This is a genomic window from Paraburkholderia agricolaris, from assembly GCF_009455635.1.
In the GTDB taxonomy this organism is placed as follows: Bacteria; Pseudomonadota; Gammaproteobacteria; order Burkholderiales; family Burkholderiaceae; genus Paraburkholderia; species Paraburkholderia agricolaris.
Genome location: NZ_QPER01000001.1, coordinates 2,688,271 through 2,702,767 on the forward strand (window position 1 = coordinate 2,688,271; position 14,497 = coordinate 2,702,767).

General features: G+C 63.4%; 14 protein-coding genes. 8 read left to right on the forward strand and 6 right to left on the reverse strand.

Going from position 1 to position 14,497, the window contains the following annotated elements; genetic code table 11:
- Positions 1-89: 89 nt before the first annotated feature.
- A complete protein-coding gene (locus tag GH665_RS11880; protein ID WP_281357237.1) occupies positions 90-575 on the reverse strand; it encodes a flavin reductase family protein in 486 nt (161 codons plus the stop codon).
- A 176-nt stretch (positions 576-751) separates the two neighbouring features.
- Positions 752-1,285: a GNAT family N-acetyltransferase gene (locus GH665_RS11885; protein ID WP_153136014.1), complete on the reverse strand. Its 534-nt coding sequence runs from the start codon at positions 1,283-1,285 to the stop codon at positions 752-754.
- Positions 1,286-1,548: 263 nt separating this feature from the next.
- On the opposite strand from GH665_RS11885, the gene GH665_RS11890 reads away from it, so the two are divergent.
- The 8 genes from GH665_RS11890 to GH665_RS11925 all read left to right on the forward strand — a co-directional run bounded on the left by GH665_RS11890 (position 1,549) and on the right by GH665_RS11925 (position 11,568).
- A complete protein-coding gene (locus GH665_RS11890) occupies positions 1,549-1,800 on the forward strand; it encodes an acyl carrier protein (protein ID WP_028198155.1) in 252 nt (83 codons plus the stop codon).
- On the forward strand, positions 1,797-3,095 hold the full coding sequence (locus GH665_RS11895) for an acyl-CoA dehydrogenase family protein (protein WP_246216191.1): 1,299 nt from the start codon (positions 1,797-1,799) through the stop codon (positions 3,093-3,095). The genes GH665_RS11890 and GH665_RS11895 overlap by 4 nt, the downstream gene beginning before the upstream one ends.
- A 1-nt stretch (position 3,096) precedes the next feature.
- Positions 3,097-4,170 carry an amino acid--[acyl-carrier-protein] ligase gene (locus GH665_RS11900; RefSeq protein ID WP_153136015.1) on the forward strand — a complete coding sequence of 358 codons (1,074 nt, stop codon included), beginning with the start codon at positions 3,097-3,099 and terminating at the stop codon, positions 4,168-4,170.
- Positions 4,167-5,246, forward strand: coding sequence for a DUF1839 family protein (locus GH665_RS11905; protein ID WP_153136016.1), 1,080 nt, complete (start codon positions 4,167-4,169; stop codon positions 5,244-5,246). The genes GH665_RS11900 and GH665_RS11905 overlap by 4 nt, the downstream gene beginning before the upstream one ends.
- On the forward strand, positions 5,243-7,786 hold the full coding sequence (locus GH665_RS11910; protein WP_153136017.1) for a glycosyl hydrolase 2 galactose-binding domain-containing protein: 2,544 nt from the start codon (positions 5,243-5,245) through the stop codon (positions 7,784-7,786). The genes GH665_RS11905 and GH665_RS11910 overlap by 4 nt, the downstream gene beginning before the upstream one ends.
- Before the next feature lie 628 nt (positions 7,787-8,414).
- A complete protein-coding gene (locus tag GH665_RS11915) occupies positions 8,415-9,149 on the forward strand; it encodes a Crp/Fnr family transcriptional regulator (protein ID WP_028198151.1) in 735 nt (244 codons plus the stop codon).
- A 44-nt stretch (positions 9,150-9,193) separates the two neighbouring features.
- On the forward strand, positions 9,194-10,615 hold the full coding sequence (locus tag GH665_RS11920) for an undecaprenyl-phosphate glucose phosphotransferase (protein ID WP_153136018.1): 1,422 nt from the start codon (positions 9,194-9,196) through the stop codon (positions 10,613-10,615).
- A 23-nt stretch (positions 10,616-10,638) separates the two neighbouring features.
- A complete protein-coding gene (locus GH665_RS11925) occupies positions 10,639-11,568 on the forward strand; it encodes a glycosyltransferase family 2 protein (RefSeq protein WP_153136019.1) in 930 nt (309 codons plus the stop codon).
- Between the two features lie 44 nt (positions 11,569-11,612).
- Here the strand turns inward: GH665_RS11925 and GH665_RS11930 are convergent, their stop codons facing one another.
- The 4 genes from GH665_RS11930 to rpiA all read right to left on the reverse strand — a co-directional run bounded on the left by GH665_RS11930 (position 11,613) and on the right by rpiA (position 14,467).
- Positions 11,613-12,035, reverse strand: a complete 423-nt coding sequence (locus GH665_RS11930; RefSeq protein WP_153136020.1) for a helix-turn-helix domain-containing protein — start codon at positions 12,033-12,035, stop codon at positions 11,613-11,615.
- Positions 12,032-12,262, reverse strand: coding sequence for a type II toxin-antitoxin system HigB family toxin (locus tag GH665_RS11935; protein ID WP_246216192.1), 231 nt, complete (start codon positions 12,260-12,262; stop codon positions 12,032-12,034). Before GH665_RS11935 ends, GH665_RS11930 begins: the two co-directional genes overlap by 4 nt.
- Before the next feature lie 87 nt (positions 12,263-12,349).
- Positions 12,350-13,534: a glycosyltransferase gene (locus GH665_RS11940; RefSeq protein WP_153136021.1), complete on the reverse strand. Its 1,185-nt coding sequence runs from the start codon at positions 13,532-13,534 to the stop codon at positions 12,350-12,352.
- Between the two features lie 237 nt (positions 13,535-13,771).
- A complete protein-coding gene (gene rpiA, locus GH665_RS11945) occupies positions 13,772-14,467 on the reverse strand; it encodes a ribose-5-phosphate isomerase RpiA (protein WP_144195506.1) in 696 nt (231 codons plus the stop codon).
- Between the last annotated feature and the right edge of the window lie 30 nt (positions 14,468-14,497).

The following is a 14,497-nucleotide window of genomic DNA, read 5'->3' on the forward strand; positions in this document are numbered from 1 at the left end:
AAGGAAGGACGTCAAGCGCGCCGCTGCGGCACCTGAGCGCCGCGGGCGACGCGGTGCCCGGTATGGCAGACGGCGCGGCAGGCGGCGTCTCAAAGCGGTGTGGCCATCGACGCATAGCGCCCGCCAAAGAAGATCAGCGGTGCGTGTTCATCGAGCGAGAACACCAGCACTTCGCCGACAAAAAGCGTGTGATCGCCACACGGATGCCGGTCCACCACGCGTGCCGCGAAACGGGCTGCCGCGTGTTCAAGCAGCACCACCTCCGGCAAGCCGTCCACCGGGGCAAAGCGCGGCGCAAACCGGCTCTGCGGTTCGCCGGAGAAGTGCCGGCTATGGCGTTCCTGCGCATCGGACAGCACGCTCACGCCGAACATCGCGCTGTTCATCAAACGCTCGTGCATGCGGGCGCGGTGCCCGACCGATACGACGATCAACGGCGGCCTGAGCGAACCGGACATGAAGGCATTGGCGGTCATGGCGTGCATGCCTTCGCCACTGCCGGTCGAAATCACCACGACGCCGGTCGCAAAACGCCCTAGCGCATGACGGAAACGACGCTCGTCGAAGCTCGACACGTTCAGGTTAGCCGCGTTTGAAGCGCCCGCGTTCGCGCATGCCGGGTCCGCACACGGCGTCCTCTCCTCATCAGGATTCCTGTATATATCGAGGCCTTCTGCGGAACCCGGCGATCGTGGGGTTCGCGGCACCACGCGTTCAACGCGCGTGGAAGGCGCGCTCAGCACTCGCGCCATTACAGGAGCTCGAACGTGTTGACGAACGCCGCGCCGTCGCGCTCGCGGCGCCGCGTGCCAAAGAACGGCTGATTGCCGCGCAACTGGCGCGTCAGGCCGATGAACGGCACGCCGTGTTCGAGGTACGGCCCTTCCGTCTTGCGAAAGCCGAATTGCTCGTAGAAGCCGCGCAGTCCGACTGGCGCGCTCACGCGCGCGGCGTGTCCCGGCCAACGCTCGGCGATCGCCTGCAGTACCCGTTCGAGCAACAGTTCGGCGGTGCCGTCGCCGCGCCGCAGCGGGCTCGTCAGCACCTTGTCGATGGTAATTTCAGGATCTTCGGCGTCGCCGGGCTGCAAGCGTGCATAGGCCAGAATCGGCATGGGCCGTGCCATATCCTCGACCGCGAAGACGTGCAGCGCGCTCTCGTCGCGGCCATCGGCGTCCAGACAGACATGCGATTGCTCGACCACGAAGACCGCGCTGCGTGCCCGCAAGATCAGATACAACTCGCGTGCGGACAACTGCTCGAAATCCAGCGTTTTCCAATTCATCACTTTCCCCAGCGGTAAATACGTTCAGCGAGGACGGCATCACGCGCCGCCCCCGACGGCCTGACCCGACACGCCGGCCTGTAGTTGCCTGTACTCAGGGCTACACGGTACGTCCGCGAAACACGCGTTTCCGTGCGGCATCGCACTGACGCTGGGCTTTGCCAATCCTTAAATACGAAACGTCGGGACCAGAACGGCGACATCCGTTCGTTTCACGTCAGCAACGTTCGAAAGATTGCTCACCTACAAGGGGACACCCCAATATGAAAACAGCACTGCGCCGCATCCTTTCCGAATCAGCCCGTCTCGACGTCTCGCCGGACACTCTGGCCGATGACGCCGATCTCTACGCCGCCGGCCTGTCCTCGCTCGCGACCGTGCATCTGATGCTGGCTATCGAAGATGAATTCGGCATTGAAATCCCGGACCGGATGCTGACGCGCCGGTTGTTCTCAAGCATCGATTCGATGGCCGCCGCGATCACCGAACTGCAACAGGCGCAGGCGGCAGCATGAACGCCCCGCTGCCGGACACACCCGCGGTCACGGCGCCACTCGCGGACTCCGCCGCGGCGCAACCCGCCGCTGCGGGCGTCGTGCTGAGCGCGGTGGCAACCGAGCCCGGCTGGCACGCCGCGGCGCAGCGCTGCGCCGCCGTGGCCGCGCAGTTCGCCGATGCGGTGGACCGCGAAGCGCGCTTTCCCCACGAAGCTTTCGAGGCGCTCAAACGCGAACGTCTGTTATCGGCGATGGTGCCGGCCACGTTCGGCGGCGCGGGGCTCTCGCTCGCGGATGTCGGTGCGATCTGCGAAACACTTGCGCAAGGGTGTGCCTCCACCGCGATGGTGTACGCGATGCATCAGATTCAGGTGGCCTGCATCGACGCGCACGGCAGCGAGTCGGCATGGCAGCGGCAGTTGCTCGCGCGACTGGCTGAACATCAATGGCTGCTGGCTTCGGCTACGTCTGAGGAAACAATCGGCGGCAATATGCGCACCAGCGCCTGCTCGGTCGAGCTCGACGGAGAACCTGGCCACCAGCGCTTTCGCATCGAAAAACTGGCGCCGACGATCTCGTACGGCGCCCACGCCGACGGCATTCTGGTCACCGCGCGGCGCACCGCCGAATCGGCCGCGGCCGACCAGGTGCTGATCGTCGCATTACGCGAAGAAACGCAACTGGAAAAGCGTGGCGGATGGGATTCGATGGGCATGCGCGGCACTTGCAGCGAGGGCTTCCGGCTCGTCGCCACGGGGCTCGCCGAACAGATCCTGCCCACCCCCTTCGCCGATATCGCCGATCAGACCATGTTGCCGGTCTCGCACACGCTGTGGGCCTCCGTATGGACCGGCGTGGCCAGCGACGCGGTGAATCGCGCAAAAGCCTTCTTCCGCGCCCAGGCCCGCTCGAAACCGGGCTCGATTCCACCGGCCGGCCTGCGCCTTGCCGAAGCGGTCGGCCTGCTGCAGATGATGCAGGCACGCCTGTCGGTCGCCTTCGACGCGGCGCGCGCCGCCCACCACGCGCGGCAAGGTGGCTGCCAGGCCGATGCGCCGCTCTCGGCGATGCTCGGCTTCGCCTCCGACATGAACACGCTAAAGACCAGCGTCTCGAACACCGCCCTGCAGGTCGTGCAGGAAGTGCTGATGATCTGCGGCATGGCGGGCTACAAGAACGGCACGGAGTACAGCGTGGGACGGCATTTGCGCGACCTCTACTCCGCACCGCTAATGATCAACAACGACCGTATCGCGCAGAACACGGCGAGCCTGCTGCTCGCACAGCGTCCTGCCGCTCCGGGGAGAGCCTGACATGAACACGATGACCGACACCGCAGCGCTGGCGGTTGAGACGGCCGCTGCCGCCCAGCAACCCGCGGCGCCGACTTTCCGCGACGAATTGCTGGCCGCCGGCCTGTTGATCGATACCGGCGAAAACGGCCTGTATGGCCGCAGCCAGATTTTCGAAGACGTGGTGGAGCGCCTGAACGTGGCGATCACGCATCTCGGCGCCGACCAGCAGCCAGAGGTACTGCGCTTTCCGCCCGCCATGCGCCGCACCGATTTCGAGGACAGTGAATATCTGAAGAGCTTTCCGAATCTCGCCGGCACGATCCATTCGTTCTGCGGTAACGACATGGGACACCAGCGCCTGTTGCGCGCGCTCGACCAGGCCATGGACGAGCGCGACGACGAGCGCAGCGAAGAATGGATGGCGCAGCAGCAACCCACCCGCGTGGTGCTCACGCCGGCCGCCTGCTATCCGATCTATCCGGTCATGGCGCGGCGCGGCCCGCTGCCCGCCGACGGCCGCACCATCGACGTGCTGTCGTATTGCTTCCGCCACGAACCGTCGCTCGATCCGGGCCGCATGCAGATGTTCCGGCAACGCGAATACGTGCGCCTGGGCAACGCCGAACAGGTGATGGCATTCCGGCAGATGTGGATCGAACGCGGTTCGCTGCTGATTACGCTGCTGCAACTGCCGGTCGACGTGGATCTCGCCAACGACCCGTTCTTCGGCCGCGGTGGCAAGATCGTCGCCGATAGCCAGCGCGCCCAGGCGCTCAAGTTCGAACTGCTGATTCCGGTGGCGAACGCCGACAGCAAGACCGCGTGCCTCTCGTTCAACTATCACATGGAGCACTTCGGCGCGATCTGGAAGATCGCCTGCGAAGACGGCGCGGTGGCGCATACCGGTTGCGTCGGCTTCGGCATGGAGCGCATCACGCTGGCCCTGTTCCGTCACCACGGGCTCGATGTCAAGACGTGGCCGGACGACGTGCAGGCGCTGCTATGGGGGGACACCGAGGCGCGCGTCGCGCAAGGCATGCAAGCCATGCAGGCGGCCTCCACGGCGTCGCACGAAGCCGGAGAGCGCATATGAATCCATCCCCGGTCCCCACGCCGAAAGACAGCCACGCGGCCTTCCCATTGTCCGGCCGGCTCGATCTGCCGGCTCAGGGCGGCACGGCCGCACCCACAGCACCCATAGCACCCACAGCGCCGCTGCGCCAGCACGCGCCACACGCGCTGCATCAAGGCGAGCGGGTGTGGCAGGAGACCAACTGCTACGTCGACCTGTGGATCGAATTGCTGCACGGCTTCGGGCTCGATCCGCGCGCGGCGTTCGGCTTTACCGTCACGCAGGACTTCGAGGGCGATCAGTTCACGTTCTTCAAATTTCCGCTCGAAGACCTCGAGCGCCTATATGGCACCCAGGTGCAGGAACTGGCGATCTACGACTCCCTCGAAACCCGCGTGCTCGCGCAGACGCTGCGCGGCCATACGGTGCTGGTGGAAGTGGACGGTTATTACCTGCCGAATACACGGGCCACGTCGTATCGGCGCGAGCATCCGAAAACCACGATCGGGATCGACTTCATCGATCCAGCGGCGCGGCGCCTCGGCTATTTCCACAATACCGGCTATCACCTGCTCGACAGCGAAGACTACGACGGCGTATTTCGCAAGCTGCCACAGTTCGCGCAGCAACCCGATCTGCTGTTTCCGTATGTCGAATTCGCCAAGCAGGTTCGCCCCGCGCTGGAAGGCACCGCCCTCGTCGAAGCATCGGCGGAATTGCTGTGCGCCCATCTGGCGCGGCGGCCGCTGATCAATCCGATCTCGCAGTGGCGCGAGGCCTTTCCCGCGCATCTCGACATGCTGCTCGAACGCGGCGAGGCGTTCTTCCATCCTTATTCGTTCAACCTGATGCGGCAGCTCGGCGCGAACTTCGAGTTTCTCTCGAAGTATCTGACGTGGCTGGCCGCGCAAGGCTTCGACGTGCCGGAGTCGATCCCGGCAGCGGCGCAGCGGATCGCGTCGGAGTCGATGGTGATGCAGTTCCGGCTTGTGCGGGCCATCGCGCGTAGGCGTCGCGATTCGTGTGAAGACTGCTTCGACGTGCTCGAAAGCGCCTATGAAAAGACGCTGCCCCCGCTCGCCGCACTCGTGCTGTGACGAGTCCGGACCTCTGGCCGCAACCACTCGACACAGGCTGGCAGTGTGTCAGCACGCCGGCCGGCGCATGTGCATCACCCGCTGATTTACCCACGCAGGGCTGGCTCGCCGCGCAAGTGCCCGGCACGGTGGCGAGCGCGCGCCGTGCCGCCGGTTTGCTGGACATCGCGAATCCGCCGCCGCTTGCTTTCGACGATCACTGGTACCGGCTCACGCTGACCGGCACGGGCACACGCCGCTTGCGTTTCTCGGGCCTCGCCACGCTCGCCGAAGTCTGGCTCGACGGCAGCAGGCGCCTCGACTCCGATTCGATGTTTATCGCGCACGATCTCGAGATCGAACTGCACGGCAGCGCGACACTCGCATTGTGCTTTCGCTCGCTGACGCCGGCGCTGGCGGCCAAACGTTCACGCGCCCGCTGGCGGCCGCGGCTCGTCACGCCGGCCACCTTGCGCAACGTACGCACCACCCTGCTCGGCCACATGCCCGGATGGTGTCCATCGGTGCAGGCAGTCGGTCCATGGCGGCCAATTGAAATCCTGAGCGACGCGCCGCACGCATTCGACACACTCGATCTGGGCAACCGCATCGAAGACGACGACGGCGTTGTTTCGCTCACGTTACGTTTCGTGCATCCGCATGACGCCGATGCGTGCGCTGCCTCGTTGAATTGCGGTGACCATGTTTCGTCTTTGCAATGGAGCGATGCATATACACTGACCGGCAACGTGCGTGTACCGCGTGCCAAACGCTGGTGGCCACATACGCACGGGGAAGCCACTCTATATCCTCTGACGTTGCAGCTTGATGACGAGCGCGCGATATCCGGCTCGATCGGCCACTCCATACCCGGCTCGATATCCCTCTCATTGGGATCGATCGGTTTTCGCAGCATCGACGTGGATCGCGGCGCGCAGGGTACAGGCTTTGTATTGCGCGTCAATGACACGCCGGTGTTTTGCCGGGGAGCCTGCTGGACTAGCGCTGATCTCGTTACGCTGAGCGGCAGCGAGGCGCAGCTGCGCCATGCGTTCGCGCTCGCGCGCGATGCCGGGATGAACATGCTGCGGGTCGGCGGCACGATGGTGTACGAGTCCGACCGCTTCTACGCGCTCGCCGACGAGTACGGGCTGCTGATCTGGCAAGACTTCGCGTTGGCGAATTTCGACTACCCGAACGATGCCGCCTTCAGTGCGTCCATCGAACGCGAAGCGACGCAATTTCTGACCCGCACACGGCGCTTCGTGTCGCTCGCGGTACTGTGCGGGGGCAGTGAAGTCGACCAGCAGGCGGCCATGTTCGGCCTGCCTGATTCGATGCGTGCGCAACCACTCTTTACCGAATGGCTACCCGCCATCGTGGCGCGCGAGCGGTCGGATGTACCGTATGTAAGCAATTCGCCCTCGGGCGGCGCGTGGCCGTTTTCAACTAATGAAGGCATCACGCACTACTACGGCGTGGGCGCCTATCAACGCCCGCTCGACGACGCGCGCCGCTCGCAGGTCCGTTTCGCCGCCGAATGTCTCGCCTTCGCCAACGTGCCGGACGACGCCACCTTGCGCGACGCGCTGGGCACGTTCCATCCGCACGATCCGCGCTGGAAAGCGGCCGTACCGCGCGACCCCGGCGCCGGCTGGGATTTCGACGACGTACGCGACCATTATCTTCAGACGCTTTACGGTGTCGAGCCGGCGCGGTTGCGTTACGAAGACCCCGAACGCTATCTGGATCTGTCGCGTGCCGTGGTCGCCGAGTTGATGAGCGACGTGTTCGCCGAATGGCGGCGCGCCGCTTCGAGCTGCGGCGGCGCGCTGGTCTGGCAGCTTCAGGACCTGCGACCCGGCGCGGGCTGGGGCTTGATCGACGCCACAGGACGGCCTAAAAGCGCCCTGCACGGGCTCGCGCGGACGCTGCAACCCATCCAGGCGGTGATAACCGACGAGGGCCTCAACGGCCTCGATATTCATCTACTGAACGAGCGTGCTGAACCGTTGCACGCGCAACTGGAGCTGGCCTGCCTGCGTGACGGCAGCGTCAAGGTGGTCTCGGCGAGCCGCACGGTCGAACTGCCGCCGCACAGCGCGCAGCGAATCGGCGCGGGAGAATGCCTCGGCCAGTTCTTCGATTTCACGCACGCCTACCGTTTCGGGCCGCGCGCCCACGACGTAACGATTGCGACACTGCGCGACCCGGCGAGCGGCCGGATCGTTTCAGAAGCGATTCATCTGCCGGAACGGCGCGCAGACGTTCGTCACGACCTCGGCCTGACGGTACGCCCCGAGCGCACCGCCGACGGCTGGCAACTGGTCATTGAAACGCAGCGCTTTGCGCGCTTCGTTCATATCATTGACGCGCATTACCGCGCCGCGCACGACTGGTTTCATCTACCGCCGAACCGCACTCACACCGTGCCGCTCCTGCCCGTCGAGAAACTGGTTGCACACGCATCGAACGCGATGTTTAAAGCAGACGCAACATGCGCGGCACCCGCCGGTGAAGTTCGCGCGATCAATGCGATATCCGCCACCTTCTACGGTTGAATGTCGTCCCTGCACTAGCTATCACCTCGCGAAGCGCGTAAAACCTCGCACTGCGCGAATTTATCTGTCTGGTCAGCGGAATCACAACGGGTTTACCTACGGATTGCCGACCTCCGGATAGACACTTCGTACTACTCCGCACGCAGCGTATAGAACACATCTGAATCAATTCCGGCACACCCCGGACGGCCCCCGGGAACGCACCTGGCAAGGCTATTCCGGCGCCGCGACATCCGCGGCCAAGCGCTGCTCATCAACCGCTAACCCAATCCGATCAATGACTTGGCTCGAATAAAAATACCCTTCGACGGAACCGCCCGTTAAACAGGCGTTGTGCAGAATTGAAACAAAAAAACGCATTTGGCTTCGCGCACCGCTAAGGCTTTGTTCGCTGCGCCGCACCAGCACTGGTTTTCCCTACGCTTGGCACACTCCTCGCTAAAGGAGATGCGCAGCACTGTCACCGCAACGTGATTCACAAGAATGGCGGTGACGCGTCAGGCCAATACGGGGCCGTTCCTGTTTATCCCTTCGCTGCTCGCCAGGCAGCATGTAGTCAATTCAGGGATGCAGGCATCGGATCAAAGACACGAAACCACGCAAAGCGTGGCTTCAGCGAGGACCGATCATGTTGACACTTCAATCAGATCTGCACGGTAACCATTTGCTCGGCGCGTTGCCGTCCCACGAATGGCAAGCGCTTGCCCCTCATCTCGAACTGGTTCATCTGCGTACCGAACAACTGCTGTGCGATTCAGGTCAACGCATCCATCACGTCTACTTCCCGACCACGGCGATCATCTCGATGCTCTCGACGATGGAGGACGGCAGTTCGGTCGAGATCGCCGCGGTCGGCCGCGAAGGCATGACCGGCGTGCCGGTGCTCACGGGCGGCGAAACCATGCCGAACCGCGTGCAGGTGCAATGCGCCGGCTTCGCTTACCGGATGAGCGCACAGGCACTCAAACAGCAATTCGCACGCTCCGATTTCCTGCGCCGCCTGATGCTGTTGTACATGCACGCCCTGCTCACGCAAGTCGCGCAGACCGCGGCCTGCAATCGCCACCACGCGTTGAACAAGCAATTGTGCCGCTGGTTGCTGATCGAAGTGGATCGCGTGGCATCGAACGACCTGACGGTCACCCAGCAACTGATCGCCGACATGCTCGGCGTGCGCCGCGAAGGCATCACCGAAGCGGCGGGCAAGTTGCACGACGAAGGGCTGATTCATCACAGCCGCGGTCATATCAAGATACTCGACCGCAAGGGTCTCGAGGCGCGTGCCTGCGAATGCTACGGCCTCGTCAAACGCGAATTCGACCGTCTGCTGCCACGCCTGCGCCAGGCCGAAACCGTCGAGTAAGCAGTCCCCCAAGGCTGCATCGTTCGATCACAGGGTAGATCACTATGTTCAGGAATACTGCGCGATTTCTCGACGCACTCTTCGTGATTGCGGGCGGGCTGATCGCTCATTGGTTGCGTTTTTCGACGCCGATTGCGTTATCGGACACGGAGCGCCTCCTGATCGCCTTTAACTGTGTGCTCGTATTGCTGATGTTTCCCGGCTTCGGCGTCTACGAACCGTGGCGCGGCAAGGTGCTGCCTGCGATGCTGCTGAGAGTGGCCGCCGCGTGGCTGGTGGTGGTCGCCACCGCTCTGGTGCTGGCGTTCACCTTGCACCGCATGGATGCGGTTTCGCGGCTGTGGTTCGGTTACTCGACGCTGATCTCCGGCGCGCTGATCATCGTTACCAAGTGCCTTGTGCATGTGGCGTTGCGCAGCGTGCGGCGGCGCGGGATGAACTTCCGCACGGTCGCGATCGTCGGTGCGCCCGGCTTCTCGCGTACCTTGCTCGCGCATCTCGACCATGCGCCGCAAGCCGGCTTCAAGCCGGTCTGCGTGTTTGACACCAGCGACACCAGCGGCGCCGGCAGCAGTGGCAACACCGGTGCCCAGGCGGCCGGCACGCAGGGCGCGCGGCTGAATCGCCTGCCGGTGCTGACCGATCTGAACGCGTTCGCCGCCAAGGTGCGCGAAGAGCGCGTGAACGAAGTGTGGCTCGCCTTACCGCTTTCAGAAGAACATACGATCTATCGTTTCACGCGCATTTTCAGGCATGATTTCGTGAATCTGCGCTTCATTCCCGATGTACGCAGCCTCTCGCTTTTCAATCACGCGCTGGTCGATGTCGTCGGCTTACCGACGCTCAATCTGAATGCGACACCCGTGTCGTCGCCGCAGATGTGGCCCAAACTGATCTTCGACCGCCTGTTCGCGGCAGCCGCGCTGCTGGCGCTCGCGCCGGTGTTCTTCGTGCTCGCGATCGGCATCAAGCTGAGTTCGCCAGGACCGGTGTTCTTCCGGCAGATCCGCAAGGGGGTGGATGGCCAGCCGTTTGCGATCTACAAGTTCCGTTCGATGACCGTGCACCACGAAGCCCACGGCCAGCTCACTCAGGCCGCGCGCAACGACACCCGTGTGACGAAGCTCGGCGGCTTCATGCGCCGCACCAGCCTCGACGAACTGCCGCAATTTCTGAATGTGCTGCTCGGCCAGATGTCGGTGGTCGGTCCACGTCCCCATGCGGTGGAACACGACGATCTCTACAAGGATCAGGTGTACGGCTATATGCACCGCTACCGGATCAAGCCGGGCATCACCGGCTGGGCCCAGGTGAACGGTTATCGCGGCGCCACCACCAAAGTCGAGAAGATGGAAGCGCGCGTCAAGTTCGATCTCTTCTACATCCATAACTGGTCGTTCTGGTTCGACATGAAGATCGTATTCATCACGATCTTCAAAGGTTTCGTCGGCCGCAACGCCTTCTGAGCACGCTGCTGCGGGAGCCGTGCGTGAAAGTCTCCGTGATCGTGCCGACGTACCGGCGCACCGCCGACCTCGCACGCTGCCTCGCAGCACTTGACGCACAGGAGCGCCGCGCCGACGAAGTGATCGTGATCGCGCGCCATAACGACTATGCAACGCTCGACTGGCTGCGCACATGCGAGGTGAACCGGCCCGACCCGCGCCGCTGGATCATGCTGGTCCGCAAGCCGGGCGTGGTCGCGGCCTACAATCTCGGCATCGAAAGCGCCCTCGGCGACGTGCTCTGCTTCACCGGCGACGATGCCGCGCCGCATTCCGACTGGATCGCGCGGATCGCCCGCGCGTTCGAAAGCGATCCGGCGCTCGGCGGCCTGGGGGGACGCGATGTCGTGCATGAGTGCAATGGCATTGCGCAGGGACGGAAACTGCCAGTGGGCCTCGTGCGCTGGTATGGCCGGACCATTGGAAATCACCATATCGGCCACGGCGCGGCACGCAAAGTCCAGGTGCTCAAGGGCGTCAACATGGCGTTTCGCCGCGATGCGATCGGCACGCTGCGTTTTGACAGGCGCTTACGCGGCACCGGCGCGCAGGTTCACTGCGAGATGGCCTTTAGCCTGGAAATAGAACGGCGCGGCTGGACCCTGATTTACGACCCCTCGCTGCTGGTGGAGCACTTCCCCGCCCCGCCCGGCAACGAAGGCCCGCGCCTCGCATTTAACGACGCTGCTTTCTATAACGCGTCATTCAACCTTCGGCTCATCATGTGCGAATACCTGACGCCGCCCGGCCGTTGGGCGTTCGTCGTGTATTCGACGCTGATCGGCGAGCACGCGGATCCGGGGTTCCTGCGCGCCTTGTCGCAGGGATTCGAGCACGGCGGCATGGCGCTCGCGCTTCGCAAATGGCGAGTGGGTTTGCGCGCCATGCGCGGAGCGTGGCGGGCGGCGCGCTAGACACGGTCACAGCGCTCAGCAAGGGGCTGTGCGCTGCGCCGTGCTTATAGAAACGCGCTGACGTCGGTGTGAAAACGCAGCGCCAGCGCCTTCGCCACCTTTTTGCTGATGGCGCGCCGGCCCGCGAGAATATCGCTCACCACCGTGGGTGACGCGATCCCGATCAGATCTTTCTGCTTGAGTCCGTGCGTCTCCAGCAGATGCCGAAGCACCTCGCGCGGTTCCGCTTTCGGGATCGTCACGTTGCTCGCTTCCCAGTTTTCGATCAGATCGTTCACGATCGCAAACAGATCGGTTAGCGGATTTTCCCCGTTACCGTTCAGGTGATCGGCGAGTGCGCTGGCGAGCCGCGCCATCGTCTGATAATCCTGCTCGTTGCGAATAGGCGTGATCGGCAACTGGGCTTGCAGTGTGGCCCAGGTTTGAGCGATGTCGGGAAAGGTTCCCGGAAGGCGATCGGCATTCATGAATTTAAATTCTTCCTCGTCCAAAGGTCGGATTCCGCATGCGTCAACACATGACGAACGAACCACGACTGCCTGTTGTAGTGAATCGCCGCGATAATCCTGAACCGCTTGCCGCCCACCTCGAAAACAGTGTCTTGCGGCGGCACGTAGTCCACGCCCGCGAACGTTTTCTTCAGGTCGTTATAGCCATATGCGAGGCAAGCCTGCGCCAGCGCATACCACGTCAACAGCGCACTGCGCGCCCCCGGATGTTTCTTTATATAGAACAGCTATTTATTCGCTTCCGCCGGCATCCCCAACTGCACTGACAGGCATTAGCCGGGCCATGCGATATCCCGGGTGACCAGATCGTGCTCAAGCCGCTCGCCCGCCACCCGCGTCCGCCCACCTGACGTCGCGATCGTGTGCGTCACTTCGGCCATGAAGGCGCGTCGGAATACCGCCGTGGAAAACCTTTCTGCATTCGCGCGGCACGCTGCCGGCGTAATCCGCCCACTGTGCCGCTCGAAGCGGTTAATCGCGCCAAGCAGCGACACGACGGTCTGGCATGCGAAATACACGCCGGTAGGACGCATGTCGCCAAGCGGCACCACGGTCTCAAGCGCCTCGCCTTTACCGAAGGCAATGACCGGCGTACCGCACGCCTGCGCATCCAGCGCGACGGTGCCGAAGTCTTCGTCGGCGGCGAGAACGAAGGCGCGCGCGCGTCGCAGATGATCTTCGACAACCTCGAACGGCTGTGCGCCGAGAATCGTCACGTTCGGACCGGCCTTGGCACGAATCGCCGCCATCTCCGGCCCGTCGCCTATCACGATCAGCTTGCGGTGCGGCGTCGCGTTGAAGGTTTCGACGATCAGATCGATGCGCTTATCGGGCACCATCCGCGAGACGCTCAGATAGAAGTCTTCCTTTTGCATGCACGGTTCGAACCTGTGCACGTCGACTGGAGGCGGAATCACCGCTGCATCGCGCCGGCAAGTTTTCATCACATGGCGCGCCACGAAATGCGAACTTGCGATCAGACGATCGGCACTGTTCGCCGAATGCGAATCCCAGCCGCGCAGATAATGAAACCATGCCCGCACGATCCATGATTTCGGCCCGCGCGTCAGATTCGCTTCGCGCAGGTATTGATGTTGCAGATCCCACGCGTAGCGCATCGGCGAATGCACGTAGCTCACGTGTATCTGAGCCGGGCCGGCCAATATGCCCCGGGCAGCTACAGAGGAACTCGAAACGATGAGGTCGTAATCCGAAAGATCGAACTGCCCGATGGCCCGCGCAATCAGCGGCAAATACGCGCGATAGCGGCGCCGCGCGAACGGCAGACTCTGAATGAACGACGTCGTGACGGGTCTGCCGCCCAGAAACCGGCGGTCTTCGAGAAAATCGACGAGGCTAAAGAGATCAGCATCGGGAAAACACGCAATGATCTGCTCGAGCACCCTCTCAGCGCCGCCGGGCGCGACGAGCCAGTCGTGCACGATCGCCACTCTCATGATCTCCCCACCTGTAGATAAACGCCCAACGGCCATATCGACGAGTGTATGTGCCACATCACCGACTGTGCGTGCGTATGCCCACATTCGACGCGCGACAGTCGGCGAATAGCGAAGGTTCGCGATTCGCTTATTGTGAATTGGGGGGATGCGGAAGGGAGGGAGAGCGAGCCCGCTGCAGCAGGCTCGCGTAAGACTATAAAACCGACGACAAAACGGCTGGCAGAAGCGCCGCGCTCAGTTCTTGTTGTAGTCGATCGTCTCGACGCCGGTATCCGTGCCGAGCATGCACAGATTTGCGCCGCGGCCCGCGAACAGGCCCACCGTCACCACGCCCGGCCATGCATTGATATGCATTTCCAGCGTGCGCGGGTCGCTGATGCGCAGACCCTTGACGTCGATGATCTCGTTGCCGTTATCGGTGATGAACGGCACGCCTTCTTTGGTCACGCGCACCACCGGCACGCCGCCGAGCGCCGTCACGCGGCGGCCGATCGCGGTGCGCGCCATCGGCACGACTTCGATTGGCAGCGGGAAGTTGCCGAGCGTGTCGACCAGCTTGCTCGCGTCGGCGATGCAAACGAACACGTCCGACACCGAGGCGACAATCTTCTCGCGCGTCAGCGCGCCGCCGCCGCCCTTGATCATCGCGCCGCCGTGGTCGATTTCATCGGCGCCGTCCACATACACCGGCAGCGAATCGATTTCGTTGAGGTCGAGCACCTTGAAACCGTGCGATTGCAAACGCGCGGTGGTGGCGAGCGAGCTCGACACCGCGCCGCGATAACGGGTTTTGCTGGCCGCCAGCGCGTCGATGAAACAGTTCGCGGTGGAGCCGGTGCCGACGCCGATCACGGAGCCTTCCGGCACGTTGGCGTTCACATAGTCGGCGGCGGCCTGGCCGACCAGTTGCTTGAGTTCGTCTTGAGTCATGGGGAATGCTGGCGAGCGTAAAAAACGACA